This is a genomic window from Algoriphagus resistens (assembly GCF_001442615.1).
GTDB lineage: Bacteria > Bacteroidota > Bacteroidia > Cytophagales > Cyclobacteriaceae > Algoriphagus > Algoriphagus resistens.
This window is the reverse complement of the sequence record NZ_LMXN01000005.1, coordinates 150,359-172,105: the sequence shown is the minus strand read 5'-3', so window position 1 is coordinate 172,105 and position 21,747 is coordinate 150,359. Positions and strand designations below refer to the sequence as shown.

17 protein-coding genes are annotated in these 21,747 nt (G+C 41.5%); 4 read left to right on the top strand and 13 right to left on the bottom strand.

Translation table 11 applies throughout. From position 1 onward, the window contains the following. Nucleotides 1–633 precede the first annotated feature (633 nt). The 7 genes from AS141_RS11310 to AS141_RS11275 all read right to left on the bottom strand — a co-directional run bounded on the left by AS141_RS11310 (nucleotide 634) and on the right by AS141_RS11275 (nucleotide 9,660). A complete protein-coding gene (locus AS141_RS11310; protein WP_057937774.1) occupies nucleotides 634–1,698 on the bottom strand; it encodes an ArsO family NAD(P)H-dependent flavin-containing monooxygenase in 1,065 nt (354 codons plus the stop codon). Continuing rightward, nucleotides 1,698–2,756, bottom strand: a complete 1,059-nt coding sequence (arsB, locus tag AS141_RS11305; RefSeq protein WP_057937773.1) for an ACR3 family arsenite efflux transporter — start codon at nucleotides 2,754–2,756, stop codon at nucleotides 1,698–1,700. The genes AS141_RS11310 and arsB overlap by 1 nt, the downstream gene beginning before the upstream one ends. Next, nucleotides 2,719–3,381 (bottom strand): low molecular weight phosphatase family protein, encoded by a 663-nt coding sequence (locus tag AS141_RS11300; protein ID WP_057937948.1) that lies wholly within the window; start codon nucleotides 3,379–3,381, stop codon nucleotides 2,719–2,721. The genes arsB and AS141_RS11300 overlap by 38 nt, the downstream gene beginning before the upstream one ends. Nucleotides 3,382–3,398: 17 nt before the next feature. Beyond that, a complete protein-coding gene (locus tag AS141_RS11295; protein WP_057937772.1) occupies nucleotides 3,399–3,869 on the bottom strand; it encodes a DUF6428 family protein in 471 nt (156 codons plus the stop codon). A gap of 58 nt (nucleotides 3,870–3,927) precedes the next feature. Next, entirely contained in the window at nucleotides 3,928–4,260 is a 333-nt protein-coding gene (locus AS141_RS11290; RefSeq protein WP_057937771.1) for an ArsR/SmtB family transcription factor, read from the bottom strand. Nucleotides 4,261–4,909: 649 nt separating this feature from the next. Next, nucleotides 4,910–8,407 (bottom strand): T9SS type A sorting domain-containing protein, encoded by a 3,498-nt coding sequence (locus AS141_RS11280; RefSeq protein WP_057937769.1) that lies wholly within the window; start codon nucleotides 8,405–8,407, stop codon nucleotides 4,910–4,912. 158 nt (nucleotides 8,408–8,565) lie between these two features. Continuing rightward, nucleotides 8,566–9,660 carry a DUF1573 domain-containing protein gene (locus tag AS141_RS11275; RefSeq protein WP_057937768.1) on the bottom strand — a complete coding sequence of 365 codons (1,095 nt, stop codon included), beginning with the start codon at nucleotides 9,658–9,660 and terminating at the stop codon, nucleotides 8,566–8,568. 70 nt (nucleotides 9,661–9,730) lie between these two features. Here AS141_RS11275 and trpS point away from each other — a divergent pair, with 70 nt between their 5' ends. After that, nucleotides 9,731–10,705, top strand: a complete 975-nt coding sequence (gene trpS / locus AS141_RS11270; RefSeq protein ID WP_057937767.1) for a tryptophan--tRNA ligase — start codon at nucleotides 9,731–9,733, stop codon at nucleotides 10,703–10,705. A 222-nt stretch (nucleotides 10,706–10,927) separates the two neighbouring features. Here the strand turns inward: trpS and fabF are convergent, their stop codons facing one another. The 3 genes from fabF to AS141_RS11255 all read right to left on the bottom strand — a co-directional run bounded on the left by fabF (nucleotide 10,928) and on the right by AS141_RS11255 (nucleotide 13,950). Then, nucleotides 10,928–12,181: a beta-ketoacyl-ACP synthase II gene (fabF, locus tag AS141_RS11265; RefSeq protein WP_057937766.1), complete on the bottom strand. Its 1,254-nt coding sequence runs from the start codon at nucleotides 12,179–12,181 to the stop codon at nucleotides 10,928–10,930. 283 nt (nucleotides 12,182–12,464) lie between these two features. Then, complete coding sequence (locus tag AS141_RS11260; protein WP_057937765.1) at nucleotides 12,465–12,887, bottom strand: hypothetical protein; 423 nt, start codon at nucleotides 12,885–12,887, stop codon at nucleotides 12,465–12,467. A gap of 73 nt (nucleotides 12,888–12,960) precedes the next feature. Next, nucleotides 12,961–13,950: a zinc-dependent alcohol dehydrogenase family protein gene (locus AS141_RS11255; RefSeq protein WP_317043033.1), complete on the bottom strand. Its 990-nt coding sequence runs from the start codon at nucleotides 13,948–13,950 to the stop codon at nucleotides 12,961–12,963. A gap of 300 nt (nucleotides 13,951–14,250) precedes the next feature. On the opposite strand from AS141_RS11255, the gene AS141_RS11250 reads away from it, so the two are divergent. Continuing rightward, nucleotides 14,251–15,129, top strand: coding sequence for a 3-hydroxyacyl-CoA dehydrogenase NAD-binding domain-containing protein (locus tag AS141_RS11250; RefSeq protein ID WP_057937764.1), 879 nt, complete (start codon nucleotides 14,251–14,253; stop codon nucleotides 15,127–15,129). 18 nt (nucleotides 15,130–15,147) lie between these two features. Here AS141_RS11250 and AS141_RS11245 read toward each other — a convergent pair whose 3' ends face one another. Next, the gene (locus AS141_RS11245; protein ID WP_057937763.1) at nucleotides 15,148–16,257 is read right to left on the bottom strand and encodes a carboxypeptidase-like regulatory domain-containing protein; all 1,110 of its coding nucleotides are present in this window, start codon (nucleotides 16,255–16,257) and stop codon (nucleotides 15,148–15,150) included. 47 nt (nucleotides 16,258–16,304) lie between these two features. Beyond that, nucleotides 16,305–18,632, bottom strand: a complete 2,328-nt coding sequence (gene topA, locus AS141_RS11240) for a type I DNA topoisomerase (RefSeq protein ID WP_057937762.1) — start codon at nucleotides 18,630–18,632, stop codon at nucleotides 16,305–16,307. A gap of 154 nt (nucleotides 18,633–18,786) precedes the next feature. Between topA and AS141_RS11235 the strand changes: the two genes are divergently transcribed. After that, entirely contained in the window at nucleotides 18,787–19,254 is a 468-nt protein-coding gene (locus AS141_RS11235; protein ID WP_057937761.1) for a SixA phosphatase family protein, read from the top strand. Between the two features lie 522 nt (nucleotides 19,255–19,776). On the opposite strand, the gene AS141_RS11230 is transcribed toward AS141_RS11235, so the two are convergent. Next, nucleotides 19,777–20,550: a 3-keto-disaccharide hydrolase gene (locus tag AS141_RS11230; RefSeq protein WP_057937760.1), complete on the bottom strand. Its 774-nt coding sequence runs from the start codon at nucleotides 20,548–20,550 to the stop codon at nucleotides 19,777–19,779. 297 nt (nucleotides 20,551–20,847) lie between these two features. Here AS141_RS11230 and ypfJ point away from each other — a divergent pair, with 297 nt between their 5' ends. Further along, nucleotides 20,848–21,747: a KPN_02809 family neutral zinc metallopeptidase gene (ypfJ, locus tag AS141_RS11225; protein WP_057937759.1), complete on the top strand. Its 900-nt coding sequence runs from the start codon at nucleotides 20,848–20,850 to the stop codon at nucleotides 21,745–21,747.

Here is a 21,747-nt window from a genome sequence, read left to right as displayed (position 1 = left end):
CGCACTGAAGTTTTATGGGAATCCATTATACTGTTTTTGGAATGAAGAAGTCTATCGGTAAGGAAGCTAAAAGTACACCGGTATAGCCGACCTTTTATACTTGCAGAAAAATGGTACTCAAGCTACCTAACGATCACAAACACAACCCCGTCCCTATTCCACTCAAAGGCAGGCTGTAAACGATGGATGGCATCCACTTTTTCTTCTCAATCTTATCTACAGGTTTTCCTGTATCTACGCCAATCCTGGTTACTTTGCACTCTGATAGGACAGTATCATGCCAAGGCCCAGGCATTTGGCCTATTTTCTCCCTTGTCAGTACTTTTCTAAAACCTGAATTCTCATGGAGTAAAATACTCCCATGATTTTAAGGAAAAATACCGATCTGTAACATCCAGATTCCATGATTCTCCATTTCTTCCACTATTTTGACCAGTAGGACAATACCTATACGCTAACCTCTGAAGACAGAAATACCCATTTCTGCTACTCCCCAAAAAACACACCGAGAAGAACCAGAAAACAAGGCTACCAATCCTGCTACCGTGCAGTTCAGCGACTAGGCTGTAAAACTGCGAGTGACCTTTATCCCATTCCTGGCAAATTTTGCATGTACAGAAAAGTAAGCGACTTTCATTTTAATTCTTTGATATATTCCACAACTTCTTTTACTGTCTGGCGCGCTGAGCGGCCAATGCCTATAAGGGTAGCAGAGGCAAAACCGGTCCATCCTCCGTAACCTACCAGCCAGAGCCCCGGCACCTCTTTACAGCGGGTGCCTTCAGTAGCTATCCTACCCCTTGAATCAGTAGGAACCAGACCTGAGAGATGATCGGTAGCAAAACCGAATCCTGTACACCAGAGAATGGCCTCAACATCCTCTCTGTCCCCATTTTCCCAGACTACCACGGCATCCTCTATGGCTGAAATTCGGCCCTTGGATCTGAACACATCCCTGTCACGGGCTTCTTTGACCGCAGGGGTTATGACAATATTCCCCAGATGGTATTGGGATGCGTCAAAAGGTTTGCCCTGTTTCTCAGCTTCATATTTTGCAGTAGCCAGATCAAACAACACCCGGCCATCCACATCATCGGGCAAAAACTCCGGTTGCTTATGGGTAGCCCATACTGTACTGGCCACTTTGCTGACCTCGGCAAGCAGTTGGGCCCCGGTGTTTCCTTCACCCACAACAAGTACTTTTTTTCCTTTAAAGATTTCGGCATTTTGATACTCCACCGAATGAATCTGGATTCCCTTAAAACTTTTCCTTCCAGGTACTTCAGGAATAAAAGGCTTTTGCCAGGTTCCCGTGGCGGAGATCACAGCTTTTGCTTTCAGCTGTTCCCCCTCCGCGATATGGATATGAAAAACACCGTTTTGAAGCTCTACTTTTGTAACACGTACATTCCTCTTAATCGGGAAATCATAACGTTGTTCATAGGCACAGAGGTAGGCGATTACTTCATCGCGGGAAGGATATGCTCCTACGGATGCGGGCATCATAAAGCCCGGAAGAGAGCTGAACTTGGAGGGCGAAAAGAGTGTGAGGGACTCCCAGGTCTGTGGCCAGCTGCCACCACAATCTTCCCGGTCATCCAAAATAAAATAATCCAGCTCCGCTCTGCGGAGAAAGTAGCCACAGGCAAGGGCACTTTGTCCTCCCCCAATAATTATCAGATCAACTTCCTTTTCCATCAATCCGCAAGTTTTGGAGTTCCATAATACTTATCTCTCAACCAAAAGCTCACCCTCACCAAAATTATCAATGCAGGGACTTCCACCAATGGGCCGATCACCCCGGTAAATGCCTGTCCCGAATCCAGTCCAAAAACAGCGATGGCAACCGCAATTGCCAGTTCAAAATTGTTTCCGGCGGCAGTAAAGGAGATAGCGGCGTTTTTGTCATAAGTGGCTCCCATGGCCTTGCTGAAGAAAAACCCGATGATAAACATCAAGGTGAAATAGACCAGAAGAGGAATGGCAATACGGACCACATCCATCGGGATCTCCACGATCAGATCACCTTTGAGAGAGAACATCACCACAATGGTAAATAGTAGTGCGATGAGGGTCATGGGAGAAATTGCCGGAATAAACGCGTTTTTATACCACTCTTCTCCTTTTATGCTGACCAGGATCAACCTGCTGAGGATTCCAGCCAGAAATGGAATCCCGAGATAAACAGCAACACTCTCAGCAATGGTTCTAATGGAAATATCCACTATGACTCCTTCAAATCCGAAGTAAGGAGGCAGCACGGTTATAAACAGCCACGCATAAAAGCTATACATAAACACCTGGAAAATACTGTTCAGCGCCACCAAACCCGCTCCATATTCACTGCTTCCCTCCGCTAGGTCATTCCATACCAGCACCATAGCAATACATCGGGCCAATCCGATCAGGATCAGCCCTACCATGTATTCAGGATAATCCTGCAGAAATATCAATGCCAGGAAAAACATCAGTACCGGACCTATGATCCAGTTTAGTACCAGGGAAATGCTGAGAATCCGCACATTTTGAAACACTTTTGGCAACAGCTTATAATCCACTTTTGCCAGGGGCGGATACATCATCAGGATCAACCCGATAGCGATGGGAATATTCGTACTCCCGGAGCTAAAGGAGTTGATAAAATCAGAGCTGGAGGGGAATAGATAACCTATCCCTACACCTACACCCATTGCAATAAAAATCCACCAGGTCAGATTCTTATCCAGAAATCCCAGCTTTTTTCGAAACGCAGTCATGCTTGTTGATTTTACTGAAAACATAGAACATCTCAGAAGCAATCTGCATAGATCTTCCATCATAGCGGCTAGCTTCCTCAGGAGTTCCATCATACTTTTTAGGATCCTCATACCTTACTGCTATCCTGTTCTCGGTTCCGGGGATAAATGGACAGTTCTCATCCGCATGTGAACAGGTCATTACTGCAGCAAATTTTTGCGCCTTATTGATCGGATCATCAAAGAGTTTAGAAAAGGCAGAAACCGGCTCGGCTTCATCTGAGTAAAAAATAAAATATACGGGGTTTTCGCTCCCTTTTTTGGTCACCCGGAATCCGCTTCTTTTAATGGATTCCACTGCCCGCTCATTGAACTCAGTCACTTCGACTCCCCCGGAATAGCAATCAGCAGGAACCCCGAAATAATCGGCAGCTGTCTGGGCCCAGATCTGGGAGAACTGACTCCTCCTGGAATTGTGGGTGCAGATGAAGTTTAAGTTAATATCACCCCCAGACTCAAGCTTGGACTGTATATAATCAATCAGGATCTGTAGAGCCTCCTTTCTTTCTTCGGGTATAGGAAGTGATCTAGCCTTTTCAACTGTGGCAGCAAGGTCAGGCAATAACTTTACATTCGAAGGATGCATAGATAGATTCGGTTGGATTAACAGCATCCTGATCCAGGCGCACAGGAATTAGCACTGGTAGGTATATCTGAAAGGTTTAATTTTTGTTTACCCTGTGGAATCCCACAATTGTCCTTTGCCAGGCAATCAGTCTGTTTTCCAACCAGCAAGAAGTTAGTCCCATCAAATTCTAACCCGAATTTACCTATGGTTTCCCCCTGATACTCCACTTCCACTTCGAGATCTTCCAGACCCAATACGTTCTCTGACAGCTCTATGATCTTGTTCAGCTTTTCCGGATACAGGCGGTGATTGTAATCATCCGCATCCCAAAGTTGGAAATTTGCTACATTTTCAGTTCTCACAGTCCCGCCACAATCAATAAAATGCTTGGAGATCTTACCTACTTCGGTGACGTGAAAATGGGTAGGTACCAAAGTACCGTCCGGCAGTTGAAACGCGATGTTTTCCAATTGGCTAAGTGCTTGCTTTACTTCTGATAATCTCATAATTAAAATTGTTTATTGCGATAATACGATGAATGTGTACAAATTTTTTTCTTACTAGTTAGCAACAGGAGCTATCCGGCGCCTGAAACTGATCGAACACTTCGTTGAATAACTGCTGTATATGTGCCCATCTCACCGGGTTAATACAATAGCTCACTGAGACACCTTCAATGGTACCCTGAATAATCCCCACTTGTTTGAGCTCTCTAAGGTGTTGGCTAATGGTAGCTTGTGCCAATCCCAGCTCATGAACCAAGTCCCCATTAATGCAGGTATTGCATTTGAGGAGGTATTGGATGATTGCGATTCTGGCTGGATGTGCAAACACCTTGGCCACCTGCGCCAGCTCATTTTGTTCCTGTGTAAATAAATCTGCTTTGGTAACTCCCATAGATTATTATCTCATTGCAATATTACAATGAATATGTTACAATCAAAAAGAATTGTAAGTTTTTTTGAGTTAAAATTTCACTACCAGACATACGAAAGGTGGGGTGGAAAACACAGCTTCCGTCTTATTCCCTTGCAGGCTATGCTGCTTCTTTCTATGCCTTGCCAATTTTTACACTTGAATAATTTTATGGAGCGCATTATTCTGCATCTTCTGAAACAGGATCTTCCTTTCCTTAAGCCTACTTAGAGCATGCTTGTCCCGCGTGAACATACTTTTAGGTTTATTTGAATAAATGGTGCGGCGATTGCTCCTCGTATATAACTTACTTTATAAATGAAGCTGACCACCTTTTTGATTTCTCTTATTTATGTAAGTCAGCATGTACAATCGCAAATACATTCAATAGCCGGATCTGCGAGAAATGGAGAGGCAAACGATCCTAGGTTGTAATTGATGGCTCAAAATCACGTTTTATCCACCCGGATATTATGAAGATAATTGAATCGCCAAAATGCCCTTCCTATTGAATATGAAGGATTCTCTTGACTCATTCTATTTAGGTATCCGTTTTTCTCTGCAGTTGAATACCTCTAACCTCCATGCCGTGGTTAAAATAGAATTCAAAAAACGAAATCTTCAATATTTTCTAGCGTTTTATCATTTTGCCTACAAACGCCCTATTATCTGTGCTTTCCACCCTAATCAGATAAGTTCCGGCGGCTAATCGGGATATTGCCAAGGTTACTTTACTTGGGCTTTGATGCACTAGCTCAACATTGGAACTGACTTCTTTCCCAGAAGAATTGTAAATCCTCATAGAGTTTTCAGCAAATTTTAAATCTCCAAGCACCTGTATTTCAACTTCCAAGGAAGCTGGGTTTGGATAAATTTTGAGTTCTCCGGATACCAAAAGACCTGGATTGAAAAGACCTGATATAGTCACAGTGACTGATTCCAGCCTTTGCATACAGCCTGCTTCGTTGGTCAATTCTACTGCATATTCCCCTATTTGATTTACCGTCAGCGTTCGCAGGATAGCACCATCTATTATATCCCCATTCCTAAACCATTGGTAAGTAAGGTTACCTTCCGGTGCGCTAAGAATATTTCCATCCACCAGGATTTCTCCGCTAGGCTTAACAAGCGATTCTACCTCGAATCTGGCTGTTTCAAAAAGACATCCACCAGCATATCTCACGATGGCATGATAGCTTCCGCCCTCTTCTATTTCCAAGTTTTTGCCTGTTGCACCGCTAATCTCAATTCCATTTCTTCTCCATTGTAGCACTTCAAACTCAGCTTCTGATGTCAAAGTCAGTGGTTGACTAACCCCAAGACAGATAGATGAAGGGCCATTGATCGCCAAAGGCTTAGAATTAGACGATTTAACTATTACTTTGGCCAATTTCTGCATGACATTCCCCGCATAGTCTATGGCGCCCACTTCTACTGTTATTTCTTTTCCTATTTCCTCACAGCCCACAGTCTGTCGGCTTAGATTAACTTCTTTTATTCCGCAGTTATCCGTGAGAGAAGCTATAAAATCCTCAGGTTTCAATTCTGCTTTACCTATAGACAAATCAACAACCACCTCTACATTTTTGGTGACTAGGACCGGATTTGATTTATCCCTGACTACCACCTCAATTTCCTCTTCTTCAATTGTCCCCTTCGAATCAGTTATTTTGACAAGTACAGTATTTGACCAAAGGTCATCACAGGTGAAATCCAATTTGCTCAATTCCACGGTGAATTCTGAACTGATTGGCCACTCCACAAATACTTGCTCGGGGCTTAGCGTTCCCTTACCATCTTTAACGAGTTCCAGTTCAATTTTTTCTTTCACCACAGGCCATTCCGGTGTATCTCCGATAGTAACCTCCATTGATTTTGAATATACCTCACAGCCATTTACCGGACGTAGTTTAGCTTTATATAACCCCGGTTTGGTGACTATAAGCTGCTTTTCAGCGCTGGACGACAACAGTCCTTCCCCCCTATACCAACCCAATACTTTATATGGAAACTCTGAGCCAAGAGTTAATTTCACCGATCCTCCTTCTTGGGATTCAGTATTAGCTGTCAGCGAAATCTTCGCAGATTCAATGACTTTAAGTGTAATGAAAGAACGTACCGTGGACTTATTTTTAGATTGATCCGAAACAGTGATATCGACTGCAAGTCTTTCTTTTTCATAATATTCCCCTAAGTCCGCACAAGTTATAGTCGTGGATCTACCAAACGTGATATCATAATCCCCTATACAATTATCTTGAATACCTATACCAGCAAAGTCATCCCTGTTAAATTCAACTTTACCGACCAAAGGATCAAATTCAAAGGTTTTTGATAGTGAACTAAAATGAGGTTTGATAGTGTCCAGTACAAACAAACTGGTTTCATCTTCCCATTTATCTCCTGAAATGGAGTGTGTAGAGGTGATTGTGATTTCATTCAGCCCTAACTTATCGCAATCAAACTCAAATCCCTGGGAAGATGAAAATGTGAAATCTGTGCCTGGTTGTCCAATTAAAAAATCTACTGAAGTCAGATTGGCTTTTCCCTTATTGTCAAGGTATATCACCACAGAGTCTTTTACCTCTGGACGATTAGTCTCCGCTGCTTTCGCAAATTCAAGGATAAATGTTCCAAATGTTTTATCCGTATGCTTTACCTGATGTGGCATATTGCCCTTAGGCTGCATGGATTTAGTCCAATTCATCGGAAATGAAACCATATTACCCTTCGTTTTAGCAACGACTCTCTGTCCCTGATCAAAAGGATTCTGTACATCCCTTATTACATAATCTTGCCCCTCTGCTATTCCATATCCAGAAAAATCCAGGTCAATGATTTCCTGTCTGCCCAGATTGAGAATAGTTACGTAGTAAAGATTTGGAACATATTCATTCCTGACTATCAAAGTTTCGACTGATTTTTGAGCGGCAGAAATCACCTGGCTTTCACTATCCCAACCATAAGACTTTTTCCAGTCGGAAAAGCTGGAACCATCAAAAACAGCAGTATTGGAAGAAAAATTGACGTAGGTATTCGAATTCCAATTTGCCCTAGAATACGTTTTATTCGCACCTAGTAATTCTATGAACTTGCCATTAATATTGTACAAAAGGTTTTTTCTAAACTCTAAATTCTCGGTAGGCAGAAATTCCACTTGGCTTCGTCCTCCATAGACTTTATTACCGATAAAGCTCAAATTTGCATTTGGAGAATACGTTCTTCCGAGGGTTACATTGCTAATTTGTGATGCATTCAGCCTGCCTCCTTGTAAGTCAGAATAAAAAATATTGTTGAGCACCTTTACATCACTGCTGAAATTATTTTTAGAGCCTATAGTCAAGTTGTGGGGAGGACGAAAAAAAGCCGGATTAAAATCTGCCATAGCTCCAGTGTTAAAAGATACATTGCTATCTATAATCATCCCTCGATTTACGGGATTGGTAGTATAAATATTAATTCCTTGGGACGCATTCTGAAAAACGAAGTTATTAACAATCTTCTTTGGTGAATTGACGTCATCATGCTGAATATACATACCATGGCCATGACCGCGCAAAGCATCTTGAGAGCCATTATTAAAAATTACACACCCGTAAACCTCAAGATTCAACCCTGACCTCCAAAGTCCCAATCCTCCCCCCAACACATCATAAATCCAACAGTTTATAAGCTTGTTGTTATTCCCATAAACTGTAATACCAGATGTATTTGCCAGAGGAGTACTGCCACTACTATCATCCGATCGTCTATTTGTGTCAGAAGATGTAATGTGTATTCCAATGAACCATGTGTTGTTTCCATTGATAATAATTCCGGCTTCTGCTGATCTATTTAAGCTAACATCTATAATGGCTTTACCTGTAGTCAAAGCCATGATTATAATGGGTTTAGTGGGCGACCCATTTACTGCCGAAATATAATTGCCCTGATATACACCGTCTGCTAATATCAAAGAATCACCTGGGTTTAAGGGAGATGTAGCTCCAAGCGCAAATGAAAGAGACCAGGCATCCGTGAGAGAGTTTCCGGAATTTGACGAACTCCCACTTGGTGATGCAAACTTTTTTCCAGCATAAGCCGGTAACGAAAAAATCAAAAAATAAATAAAAAACAGTTTTATTCTCATTTCAGCTTAAGTATAACTAATTATTGGAAAAGGTAAATTAAATGGTAAATTTAGACTAAAACATCAATTATATGTATAAATGATTTCTTACTGATGTGAGAAGAAAGCATTATATAATTCGGATTCCTATCTCTTTTCCTCACTTAAGCCTTTTTTACTTACTCCACTCTACTTTTCAATAAAAACAATTGTACCGGGTTCACAGGATCATTGCTGAAGATGTAAATATTCCGCTGATCAATCCCCTTTCGTTCTTTGGGATCAAAGACTACCTTTAGCTGAATAGATTCTCCCGGATCCAAGGTTGTTTTAGGCAGCTCAAGTTTCAGGCACTCACAATTTCCCTGGATTTTCCTGACTTCCAGCACTTGCTTACCTCTATTGCTTAGGGTCACATATTCGACCTGAATAGCAGTTGCTTTTATGGTCTTCAGATCAATTTCTTTTGGCTCCAGGACCAGCTGTGGCACCAAGCCCAGCTTATTTTTGGCAAATGGCGCATAGTATTCAAAGACATCTGCCAACACATCCAAGTCAATATAAGTAGAGCTGTCTTGCCAGTTGAGGGAAATTTGATCCTCGAAATACCCCAGGTCATTTTTCATTGCTCCATCATAATGCAACTGAATCAATCCACGGTCATTGGGCATAATCGAATCCGTAAGCTGCTCTACCTGGATATATTCAGGGCCAACATACATCAGGCTGTCTTTGTAAAAAGGTTTGTCACCAAAATTGTAAATCTCCACCTGCTTCACTTTTGGTCCGTTTGTCAATACCTCCCCCATGTTGATTTTGGAAAGCCTAAATCCCAAATCACCTTTTCGTGTCCTATAAGTTTCTTCAGGATTACTAGCCCTGGGAATGGCTCTTCCCTCAATATAAAGTGTGTCCTGAACGCCAAATAGATTGCCCTTCACTACAATCATTCTGGAAAAAAAACCAGCACCCGAAGATGGGTCAAATGAAACCTGTAAAGTCCCGCTTTCTCCCACCTGCAAAGTATCCTGCGTATATTCTACAGTAGTGCACCCACAATCTGTCAAGACTTTTTCTATGAAAAACAGGGAGTCCTGTGTGTGCGTAAATTGAAATTCTGCTACCTGCGGTCCTTGCTCTTCCAGGACAGTTCCCAAATCAACCTTATTCACTGCCCAAATCAATTTTGGTGTTATAGTACCTTGAGCCAGTGCTAGTTGGGATACGATACAAAAGAATAAAAGGGTGCAAAGGGTCTTCTCAATTCGAATCATACCCGCAATTAACGTATAATTTCAAACGTATTATAGGCTGATTTACTTAATTTGCGCCAAAATCAGACCAATGGCAAGAGTATTAACAGGTATTCAAAGCAGTGGCAGACCACATATGGGAAACATTCTCGGTGCGATCGTTCCTGCTATAGAGTTGATCAAGCAAAATGAGGAAGAATCATTCATTTTCATTGCAGATTTACACTCGCTCACCACTTCCAAAGATGGTGAACTGAGGAAACAAAACACGTTGGCGGTGGCCGCAGCATGGCTGGCATTTGGATTGGATATAGAGCATACTACTTTTTACCGCCAGTCTAGAAGACCTGAAGTAGCAGAATTGACTTGGTATCTTAACTGTTTTACTCCTTTTCCTATGCTCGCAAATGCGCACAGCTTCAAGGACAAAGCCGAACGATTATCAGACGTAAATGCCGGACTGTTTACCTATCCAGTATTGATGGCATCAGATATTTTGCTGTATTCTGCAGACCTAGTCCCTGTGGGAAAAGACCAGATGCAACACCTAGAGATGACACGTGATATCGCCTCTACGTTCAATAGGATTGTAGGCGAAGATATTTTGACAATTCCGGAGGCAAGAATAGATGAAGTTGTAAAAACAATCCCAGGTACGGATGGCCAGAAGATGAGTAAGTCTTATAATAACTTTATTGACATTTTTCTCCCGGAAAAGGCGTTGAAGAAAAACATCAATAGCATCGTAACGGACAGTAAAGAATTGGAAGAACCAAAGGATCCAGATACTGATAACGTATTTAAGCTATACAGCCTGATAGCTTCTGCCGAGCAAACCCAACAAATGAGAGCAAATTACTTAGGTGGTAACTATGGTTATGGACATGCAAAAAAAGAATTGCTAGGGCTGATCCTGGATACATACCGTAGAGAACGTGAGTTATTTGACTTCTATATGAACCATCCGGAAGAAATCGAAATGAAACTTGCTGCCGGCGAGGAAAAAGCCAAAGCGATCGGAGCAGAATTACTGGATAGAGTCAGAGTTAAACTGGGGTTTAAATAAGTTTTAGCCTTGGGGGTCTGGAAAACTTGAAGGTTTTTATATTCCTTTAGTGCACTTCGGGATCTGTAATCTCGAAGTAAACTCTCACTTTTCTGGATTTTTATTTCCTTAGCGCTGCTATAAGATTTGCAATCTAACTAAATATGTCTCCGCTACTGTATGACAGAGACATATTTAGTTAGATCAACCACAAAAAAATTGAGGTCTTCTAGACCTCAAAGGCTACACAAATTCCTTAAAGATCACCGAAGCATTATGCCCTCCAAAACCAAAGGTATTGCTCAAGGCCACCTTAACTTTTTTCTCTAAAGCATGCTTAGTAACAATCTGAATTCCAGCAGGAATTGCCGGATCTAAGTTCTCGGTATTGATGGTAGGAGGTACTATTCCTTCAGTAATTGCCTTCACGCAGAAGATCGCTTCTATCGCTCCAGCAGCGCCCAGCAAGTGTCCTGTCATAGATTTAGTAGAGGAAATATGGAGTTTTTCATACTTGCCCTCAAGTAGCTGTGAAATTGCCTTGATTTCACTCAGATCTCCAGTGGGCGTAGAAGTCGCATGTGCATTTAAGTAAGCTACATCCTGTATGGTCAGGCCAGCTTCTTCCAAGGCAAACTTCATACATTGCATAGCGCCAGCTCCCTCCGGGTGTGTAGCAGTCAAGTGATAAGCATCGGCAGTCATCGCCGCTCCTACCACTTCTCCATAGATCTTGGCTCCGCGTTTTTTTGCATGTTCATATTCTTCCAGGATCAAAGCCGCTGCCCCCTCTCCCATTACAAATCCGTCTCTATGTGCATCAAAAGGCCTAGAAGCTGTAGCAGGATTTTCATTTCGCGTAGAAAGTGCTTTCAATGCATTAAATCCCCCCATGGAAGCTTCAGTAATCGGGGCATCCGAACCACCGGTAATGATCACTTTTGCTTTTCCCCACTTGATGTAATTAAAGGCATCCATGATCGCACTATTTGAAGACGCACATGCTGTGACAGGTGTATAATTGATCCCCATAAAGCCATACTTCATCGAAATCACACCGGATGCCATATTCACCAGATATTTGGGAATGAAAAAAGGATTGAATCTTGGGTTTAAGTCATTTCCCACAAACTCTTTCATTTCCTTTTCGAATGTGCCCATGCCTCCCTGACTGGTCCCCCAGATTACTCCGGCGTCAAATGGGGAAGCCAATTGAGAAACATCCAAACCGGCATCAGTCATAGCCTCTGTAGCTGCATACAAACCATATTGGGTATACAGGTCAGCTCTCTTGATCTCATTTCTATCAAGCTTCAGCGTCGGGTCAAAATTTTTGATTTCGCTGGCAAACCTGGTTTTGAATTTTTCGGCATTGAAATAAGTAATCGGACCGGCACAGCTTTTTCCACTCTTTGCATTCTCCCAATTGGTCGTCACATCATTTCCAAGAGCAGACAAAGCTCCTAAACCTGTAATCACTACTCTTTTTGAATTCATTGGTTAAATTTTAGTTTATTAGGCATAATTCGAAAGACCAAATAGGATAAACGGCGGTCTTCTAAATTAAATCCATATTCAATCCTAGTTCATTTGCCTTGTTAATAATAACCTGTATATGCTATCTACGGTAATCTTCAACCTGGATCAACCGTGAAAAACAGAAAAACCCGGCTACTCGCCAGGCCTTCTAAATCAATTAGATTTTAAAATTATAATTATAAAACCTATCATCATGCTAATAATCCCAAGATACCCAAAACTAATATCCTGATACTTTCTATTATCTGCTTCTCCAAAGATCCTTCAACTGCTTTCCATTGATCAGCATTACAAATCGCGCAGGGTTTGGGATCAAAACTATGCGAACATCCTGCTTGTCAAATTGCTCTGACTCAATAGGAACACCTTGAAGACCAGAAACTTCATAGCTAACAACACCGTTAGCATCAGGTAAAAGGGGCTTGTAAGCATTGGCAATGTAGGCGGTGGGTAAAAGAATGTCAGTGTCAGACTGCAACTTATCCTGGATTTTCTCTATTTCAGTTTCAAGTCTATCCTCGTAGTTTTCGTTAAAATCATCTTCTAAGTCATGAAGCTCTTCTTCCAGATCATCATAGCTTTCGTCACTATAATCCATTGCGGCAAGTTGATTTCTCTTTTCTACTATTTCGGTAAGCTCTTTATCCAGCGTATCCCAATTCATTCTGTTCAGTTTTATTGATTTGAAATGCAAAGATGGGGAATCCCTTTTTTTATGAAGAACTATTTCAAAGAAATTAACTGATCAAAAGGATTTTTCCATTTCTCCCAGGTCTATTATAAGCCTCGATAGCGGACTTTACTTCGACAAGCGGAAACTTCCCTGCTACCTCTGCCTTAGTATCATCTCCCATCAGAAAAGTCTGGGTTTCTCTATAAAGCTTCGCCCGCTCTTCACTACCTATTCGCTGTAAAATACTACTTAACCAAAATCCTTCAATTGTAACTTCTTTGAAAATAATCATTCCGGTATTGAGAGGCATATTTTGCAAACTCAATACTCCAAAGACATACATTTTCCCGAATTGCCTGATGCAGGCCAATGCCATGGCCCCTAGTTCTCCGCCTACGGCATCAAAAACTGCAGAAACCCCATCACCCACAACATCAGAAACTATCTTTTTTAGCTCTTCTTTTTCCGTATTGATCACCAAATCAGCACCTAGGTCAGCTAAATATTTTTTCTGCTCATCGTGACGCACTGTACAAACCACTTTAATTCCTTTGCTCTTCGCTACCTGAAGGGCAAATTTCCCAAATGCCGAAGCACCGGCAGTAAGCAAAAGCCATTCTCCGGCCTTCAACCCGGATTTATTGATCAGGGCTACGGCTGTCACAGGATTGACAAAAGCCTGACATGCTACTTCAAAAGACATCCCTTCCGGCATTGGAAAAACCTGCTTCGTCGAAAGAGTGATATACTCTCTCCATGTTCCCATAGTTGTCCCTTGGGCTGTAAACATCACCCTTGTGCCCACAGGGAATTTACCCTCTTTATCAGCTATACTTACTATTCCGGCAGCCTCAAACCCAGCACTGCTTGGTAAATCTGGCTGCACTCCATACTGGCCTTGAATAAATAGCAGATCAGAAGGATTGATGTTTCTCGCCTTTACTTCTAGCTGGACTTCATGCGGTTTTGGTTCCGGACGCGGTGAGTCCTTTACCTGCAAAACATCCTCAGGTAACCCTGTCTTTTCAAAAATCACTTCCTTCATAGTCTCCATAAATTTCAGATTTGACAGTTAATACGTTTTTAACCGGTAAAAATATACATTCACTCAGGCTTACTCTTCATCTTTTTTCTACCTTGAAAAAAGATAAGCTCCAACTGACGGATATGGGTTAGCCATCTCCCTCCAAGCTAAAAACTATTTAATTAAAATCAAAAAAAACACTGCATTCCAAGGCAGCAGCCTACCTAAGAAAGTAAATCATCGAATACTAAGATGAAGAAAACCGAACTCTAGGGTGATAATTGTTAAAATCCTTTATTCACTGTTTAACCAGTAGCAAATCAAACTTTAATGAAAATAAATACTATCGGAATTATAGGAGCAGGCAACTTAGGGACCAGAATTGCATTGCAGGCTGCGATTTCAGGATATCGTGTGAATGTGTATGATATTCATCATAAAAGCCTGATAAGCTCCCTGCTAAACATGAAAAAGTTAGTAGAGGAGATGGACAAGGCTTCATCAGGCAAAGGGGAGTGGGAAATTCAGGCAATAGAAAGCATTTTTTTTACCAATAATCTAAAAGAAGCTCTTGAAGGAGTGGATCTGGTCAGCGAAAGCGTAACCGAAAATATCGAAGTCAAAAGCGAAGTTTGGAAAGAAATAGGCAAAATGGCCCCAACCCATACGATTTTTACCACCAATACTTCCTACTTCCTTCCCTCCCAATTTGCTCAGCTATCGGGAAGGCCGGAGAAATTCTGTGCATTTCATTTCCATGATGTATTTCATTCAAGAGTAGTGGACATTATGCCACATGCAGGTACTGCACAAGCGGTAATTGCTAGTTTGGAAAGCGTTGGGAGAAAGCTTAACCAGATACCGATTTTGATTAAAAAGGAAAATTCCGGCTACATTTTCAATGCCTTGCTGATAGCGTGGATCGATGCGGCAGGAAGGCTTTTAACCGGAGAAATCTCTGAAGTGGAGGCTATCGATAAATCCTGGATGATAAATTTCAATGTGGACGTTGGGCCCTTCGGAATCTTGGACAATGTGGGACTGGATACTGCTTGGCACATTACCAGTTCCAAAAGAAATCCTGCTTCTCGAGCTTTTGCAGCGCTTCTAAAAACCTATGTGGATCAAGGTAAATTGGGAACCAAATCCGGAGAAGGATTCTACAGCTACCCTAACCCAAGCTATAAAAACCCGGATTTTCTAAAATAAAGCAAGTTTCGCCAAAAACTAGTTCCCCCTAACTTCATAATCGTTTTCAGGAAAATAATCTATTGGCAGCATATCCCCGAACCTCTCCCAACCAATATAGCCTTCTACCACAAGACCAAGGGGATCAAAGAGGCTTCCATTCTCAAAAATCTCAGTTGAATCAACCGTCATTCGCATTATTGAGGATTGACTATTTCTAGCTCCTCTACGCATTCCCATGAGGTATAGAGGACTTTCTCTTTCCTTAAGATAAGTGACAAGAATATAACCTGAGAACTCCAAATATTCTCTTCTATCCCTGTTTTTACGGATTGCAATAGATGTAATAGGGTCAATAGCCACACTGTCTATGAATTTCCCTCTATGAACAGGATCCTCCTTACGGTAAAGTCTTCTAATCTCAAATCCCTCAGCCATAGTCCTGCCATAGTATACCGATTTAATGAAATGCTGTAAACTCCCATGATATGCTTCCACACGATTTCTTTCCACTCTTCTTTGCTTTCTCTTAGAAAGAGTGGAATCCGGAATGAAGAACGGAAATCCACTGTATGACACAAAACCTTTTTGGTAATCATACCTGAACTCATTGAGCAGATAGTCTATTGCATAGCCTAAATTCGGGTTCTTGATTTTTAGAATATCTCTGGAGGATGCTATCAAATGACCTGGGAGTGATTGATCGTCCAGGATCATAGATAACTCATTTTCTATTTCTGTGGATTCCCCATTACGTGATGTTCCTAAAAAATATCGCTTGAAATCAGCAAGATTTCTATACCAAACCTGATCACGGGTGTCATCTACGTTCTGAGTTTCTAATTCTTCATCTATTGCGACTAACAAAAACTTATAGCCTTGCGGCTTCACCATTGCTGCTGGTAGATTGAATGTTAAGCCCTCATACCCCAGCATTCTGATGATCACCTCATAATTTCCGTTATGTAAATAAATTGAAAATTTCCCTTCATTGTCAGAAGATGTACCCAAGGTTGTATTTGCCAGAAATATGGTTGCGCCAGCAATGGGCTCTCCTGTATCATAATCAGCTACAGTTCCCCTGAAAACGGTTTGTGAGAAGGAGAAAAAACTTCCTAAAACCAAAAACAAGCCTAAAACAATCTTCATTAGAATTGAATTAGGCTTGTCCATATGCTAAGGAAATCCTTAAGGAATTATTTCTTCTTGGCAAACCGTCCACCTTTTTTCTTAGGCTCCGGCTGATTTTCAATGATCTGAATAGTCTCTTCGTAAGTTAAAGCCTCAGCTTCCTTATCCTTAGGGATCTTATAATTGTTCTTCCCCATCTTGATGTAAGGGCCCCATCTTCCATTCAAGATCTGGATATCAGGGTTCTCATCAAAGGATTTGATATGCTTCTTTGCATCTGCTTCCCGCTTGTCTTTGATCAATTGAATAGCTTCCTCCTCGGTGACACTTAATGGATCAATTTCTTTTGGAAGGGAGACGAAAGAACCATCATGACGAACATAAGGGCCAAATCTGCCGATCGCCGCCACCATTTTTTTATCCTCAAACATCCCGATGTCACGAGGCAATTTGAATAATTCAAGTGCATCCTCTAGGGTAATATTTTCGATAAATTGCCCTTTTTTCAAACTTGCAAACTGCTTCTCTTCGTCTTCTGAATCTCCTATTTGCACCAAAGGTCCAAATTTTCCTAATCTTGCGATTATTGGCTTGCCGCTCACAGGGTGATTACCAAGCTCACGACCGGAATTGATATCTTGCCTGGAAACCTGTTCGGTATCCTCCACATTCTTGTGAAATTTGCCATAAAAGGAATCTAGCATATCCTGCCAAACTTGTCCCCCTGCGGCGATATCATCAAATTCCTTCTCGACTCTTGCCGTGAAGCTAAAATCAATCACATTTGGAAAATGTTCCACCAAAAAATCATTTACCACCATCGCAATATTGGTAGGGAAGAGCTTTTGTTTCTCAGCTCCTGTGTTTTCAGTTTTGGTCGCATCCTTAAATTTCCCTTTGGCGATAATCATTTCCACATAATCTCTAGGTGTGCCATCTCTAGATTCCTTGATCACGTATTCTCGTTTCTGGATCGTGGATATTGTAGGCGCATAAGTGGATGGACGACCGATTCCAAGTTCTTCCAACTTCTTCACCAGCGATGCTTCAGTATATCTAGGAGCAGGTCTGGAAAATGTTTCCCGGCCTTTCATTTCCTGTAAGTTCAAGCTCTGACCGATAGTCAATGGAGGCAAAAGTGCTTTGCCCTCGTTGCTTTCATCTTCTTCCGGCTCGTCATCTGTATCTTCCAAATAAACTTTTAGAAATCCATCAAACTTGATGATCTCTCCAGAAGCCACCAAACTTTGAGGTTGGTTGGAAATATCTACAGTAATGATAGTCTTTTCCAATTCCGCATCAGCCATTTGCGAAGCGATAGCACGCTTCCAGATCAGCTCATATAGACGCTGCTCATTACGGTCCCCAGATACATTGGCGTTGGCAAAGTCGGTAGGCCGGATGGCTTCGTGAGCTTCCTGGGCACCTTCAGACTTCGTTGTGAATTTTCTTGATTTATGGTATTTCTGTCCATATGAACCATGAATTGCATTTTTGGCAGAAGCCATGGCATCATCTGATAGATTTACGCTATCTGTTCTCATGTAGGTTATCTTACCCGCTTCATATAATTTCTGTGCTACAGACATCGTCTGCGCTACTGAGAAATAAAGCTTTCTACTCGCTTCCTGCTGAAGCGTAGAAGTTGTAAATGGTGCGGCAGGTGATTTTTTTCCTGGCTTTTTCTCAAGGTTTGCAACGGAAAAATCAGCTTCAAGACACTTCTTGAGGAATTCTTCAGCTTCAGCTTTAGTATCAAATTTCTTTGGCAGTTCCGCTTGGAATGTTCTTCCTTCCACCTCAAATATAGCTGTGATCCTAAAGCTTGATTTGGCTTTGTGTTTTTCTATTTCCCGCTCTCTATCAACGATAAGACGGACTGCCACGGACTGCACTCTACCAGCAGAAAGCCCTGTTTTGATTTTCTTCCAAAGAATGGGAGAAAGTTCAAAACCCACCAGTCTATCCAATATACGTCTGGCTTGCTGGGCATTTACAAGATCTATATCAATTCCCCGGGGATTTTCGATTGCCTTGGTAATCGCATTTTTGGTGATCTCTCTGAACACAATTCGCCGGGTGTTTTCATCCTTAAGCTTTAATACTTCTTTTAAATGCCAGGAAATAGCTTCTCCCTCGCGGTCATCATCACTCGCTAGGTAGACAGTTTCTGCATCTTTTACCAAAGCTTTGAGATTTTTGATCACATCCTTTTTATCAGCTGTAACCTCGTAAGTAGGGTTAAATCTATTTTTAATATCGATCGCTTTATCGCCTTTAGGTAGATCCCGAACGTGACCGTAACTGGATGCTACCTTATAGTCTTTGCCCAAGTATCCCTCAATGGTTTTGGCTTTAGCAGGTGACTCGACGATAACAAGGTTTTTTGACATAAAAAGCAATATTTCTGGGGGTTCAAGCCCGTTTAGAAAAGCTAAAAATAGATGGCATTGTATTCTCGTCCAAATATTTAAACTAGACCAGTCTCAAATTGGTGGGATTTTTGATTAAAGTGACAGATACTTTTTATGACATAAACCACTTATCATGAAGCAATTGTTTTTACTAAGACACGGGGAAGCAGGTTTTTCTCAAGATTCGGATTTTCAAAGACAACTCACAAAAAAAGGTAGAGAAAAACTGATTCGCATGGGATTAGGACTAGGTCAAAAGTTGAAATCAGTCGATTTGATGTATTGTTCTTCTGCCCAACGCACCTTAGAAACTGCTGAATTGATAGAAAATCACATTTTTATAAAAGAAAAAATTTACTCCAGGGACATTTATCAGGGAGGCATGGGAGCTATGATTGCTATGCTGGAAAAAACTTCCCCTTCGGTTGATTCCTGTCTATTTGTCGGACACAATCCTACCATTAGCCTTCTTCTGGCACATATTTCCGATGAAAATTACCTTGGATTGCAACCTGGAATGCTGGCAGTGATTGACTTGGAAATATCAGATTGGAAAATGATTGGCATAGGTACAGGGATATTAAAAGAGGTTATACAATAATTGCAAACCAATCCCGGGCAACTCAACAGGAATACAAACCATTTTTCTTCTTTTTGACAAGAAAACCTGCAATTCTATCAAATTATTAAACCGAATTAATCTATATTCGCAGAATAATTCAAGAAAAGCAAAGGATAGCACTCACTTCAAGTAAATCTTAGCTTTCTTTGAAGTTATAAATCCCACTAGTGCACTCTCCATTCGGAACTTTAATCCGATGTCTAGCCCAAAATATTCGAATGAATCTATTGCCATTGGAACCGGAATTTGATTTCAGACAAATGGCTAACCGATGAGTACCCTTTAAAGAATATACTACCCAAATTATGATTACTCCGATTAAAGCTACTCTGATATAAACTCAGGCCGTAACTGAAAAACAGTTAGTTGCTTTATTCAGTCAGCATCTAATCCAGATGTAGCTCCAGGTGAATTAAGATTGAAAAACAGCCTTTTTACATCTCCTGGAGCAGAATTAAAACTAAGTGCAAAAAAACTGAATAGATTTTTTGCACTTAGTTTTTAGAAATCAGTTGACTTCCCATCCAGATCAAGCTTCTTAATCCACACGTTCCTGTAATAAACATCATGGCCTTCTGCTTGCAACTTTAATCCTCCCGGAGTATCGGTTATCCCCTTTCCGCCATCATTTCCTCCATCCAGACCTGAATTAGGCCCTCCCCAAACCTGCTGTATCTCCTTGTCCTCATGAACCTTAACCCCATTTAGATAAACAGTAGCATGAGGCTTTTCTATTAGTTTGCCGTCTTCGAACCGAGCTGCTTTAAACACAATATCATAAGCATTCCACTTCCCAATGCCATAGTACTCTTTGGAAGTTGGAATATGTTCATTGATCAAGGCAGCCATGCCATGATCTCCATAATCTCCGTCCAGAATCTGAACTTCGTATCTATTTTGAAGATAGACTCCGGAATTACCTCCCTCATTTTTAATAAAGAATTCTACGTGTGCGCGAAAATCTTCAAATTTGTCTTTGGTGACTATATCCGCTGCTCCATAAAGTCCTCCTGCAGCAGCTGGATCATTACTGCTTATTGCCTTTCCTCCATCTACTGGATCTGTCACTTCCGGCCATTTGATAGGCATTTCAGCCTTAAATCTTGGGCCTTCCCAATACTCCCAGTTTTTTTCGAGGGACTTCTTGGAACCATCCAGATACATTTTGGCTCTTTTTTCAGGTTTTGCCCCCACCCCCGTCTGGGCTTGAACCAGTGTAATAGCAAAAACGAAAGCAAGACTTAGTGAAAATCTTTGAAAAACTATATTATTCATAGGTTAATGGATTAAGTAATTTTTTTCGAAAATAAATAAAGAAGAATGTGTAATTGCCCAATTTGGTTAATTTTAGACAAAATCAAGCTTTTTATGCATTGAAATCGAGCATGATCCCGTACCTAAGGGATTCCCCTCTGGGATGATTATCTCCCATGCAAGATTCCATATGCCTTTAAAAACAAATTATAATCATATGAAATCGGCACGACTAAAATCATCATTACATACACAGGGCAATGATGATTTTAATCGTCAAAGAGTCCATGTGGTCTTTAAACGACAAATAACAATCATATGAAATGGGAAGGAAGAAGACGAAGCTCAAATGTAGAGGATAGAAGGGGGCAAAGCGGTGGCGGTATGCGGGGCGGTGGATTTAATCCAATGCTTATTGGCCCCCTGATCAAGATTCTATTTTCCAAAACCGGACTGATCATTGCCGGGATTGTGATTGCTGTCTCAGTGATCACCGGTACCAATCCTCTTACTTTTCTAGGGGGATTCCTTGGCGAAGGTGGCCAAGGTTTTACCACTGAGACCAACTATACACCCACTGCTGAGGAAGATCGGCTCGCTGCTTTCAGCGAAACCATTTTAGCGGATACCGAAGATGTATGGAATAATCTTTTGGAAAACTACAGGGAACCTACTCTGGTACTTTTTAGCGGACAGGTCTCTTCCGCCTGCGGAATGGCATCCAGTGCCACTGGCCCATTTTACTGCCCGGGGGATGAAAAACTATACATAGATCTCAGCTTTTTCCGAGAAATGGAATTGAAACTGAATGCTCCCGGAGATTTTGCCCAGGCCTACGTCATAGCTCATGAAGTTGGACATCACATTCAAAAAATCATGGGCATCACTGATCAAATGCACAAGCTGCGAGGTCAGGTGAGCGAAAAAGAGTACAACCAATATTCGGTAAGATTAGAACTGCAAGCAGACTTCCTGGCAGGAGTTTGGGCTCACCACAGTCAAAAATCAATTGGTTGGATGGAGAAGGGAGATTTGGATGAAGCATTAAATGCAGCAAACGCTATCGGAGACGATCGTCTGCAAAAGCAAGCTACAGGTCGTGTAATACCTGATTCTTTCACCCATGGCTCCTCTGCCCAACGAATGAAATGGTTTAAAAAAGGCTTTGAAACAGGAGACATCAATCAAGGAGACACATTCAATGCTACCAACTTATAG

Excerpts from the sequence above, each read along its gene's own strand:
- fabF (WP_057937766.1), bottom strand. The coding sequence starts at position 12,181 with ATGAATTCAAAAAGAGTAGTGATTACAGGTTTAGGAGCTTTGTCTGCT.
- AS141_RS11310 (WP_057937774.1), bottom strand. The coding sequence starts at position 1,698 with ATGGAAAAGGAAGTTGATCTGATAATTATTGGGGGAGGACAAAGTGCC.
- AS141_RS11295 (WP_057937772.1), bottom strand. The coding sequence starts at position 3,869 with ATGAGATTATCAGAAGTAAAGCAAGCACTTAGCCAATTGGAAAACATC.
- AS141_RS11275 (WP_057937768.1), bottom strand. The coding sequence starts at position 9,660 with ATGATTCGAATTGAGAAGACCCTTTGCACCCTTTTATTCTTTTGTATC.
- AS141_RS11280 (WP_057937769.1), bottom strand. The coding sequence starts at position 8,407 with ATGAGAATAAAACTGTTTTTTATTTATTTTTTGATTTTTTCGTTACCG.
- AS141_RS11260 (WP_057937765.1), bottom strand. The coding sequence starts at position 12,887 with ATGAATTGGGATACGCTGGATAAAGAGCTTACCGAAATAGTAGAAAAG.
- arsB (WP_057937773.1), bottom strand. The coding sequence starts at position 2,756 with ATGACTGCGTTTCGAAAAAAGCTGGGATTTCTGGATAAGAATCTGACC.
- AS141_RS11245 (WP_057937763.1), bottom strand. The coding sequence starts at position 16,257 with ATGAAGATTGTTTTAGGCTTGTTTTTGGTTTTAGGAAGTTTTTTCTCC.
- ypfJ (WP_057937759.1), top strand. The coding sequence starts at position 20,848 with ATGAAATGGGAAGGAAGAAGACGAAGCTCAAATGTAGAGGATAGAAGG.
- topA (WP_057937762.1), bottom strand. The coding sequence starts at position 18,632 with ATGTCAAAAAACCTTGTTATCGTCGAGTCACCTGCTAAAGCCAAAACC.
- AS141_RS11235 (WP_057937761.1), top strand. The coding sequence starts at position 18,787 with ATGAAGCAATTGTTTTTACTAAGACACGGGGAAGCAGGTTTTTCTCAA.
- trpS (WP_057937767.1), top strand. The coding sequence starts at position 9,731 with ATGGCAAGAGTATTAACAGGTATTCAAAGCAGTGGCAGACCACATATG.
- AS141_RS11300 (WP_057937948.1), bottom strand. The coding sequence starts at position 3,381 with ATGCATCCTTCGAATGTAAAGTTATTGCCTGACCTTGCTGCCACAGTT.
- AS141_RS11250 (WP_057937764.1), top strand. The coding sequence starts at position 14,251 with ATGAAAATAAATACTATCGGAATTATAGGAGCAGGCAACTTAGGGACC.
- AS141_RS11290 (WP_057937771.1), bottom strand. The coding sequence starts at position 4,260 with ATGGGAGTTACCAAAGCAGATTTATTTACACAGGAACAAAATGAGCTG.
- AS141_RS11255 (WP_317043033.1), bottom strand. The coding sequence starts at position 13,950 with ATGGAGACTATGAAGGAAGTGATTTTTGAAAAGACAGGGTTACCTGAG.
- AS141_RS11230 (WP_057937760.1), bottom strand. The coding sequence starts at position 20,550 with ATGAATAATATAGTTTTTCAAAGATTTTCACTAAGTCTTGCTTTCGTT.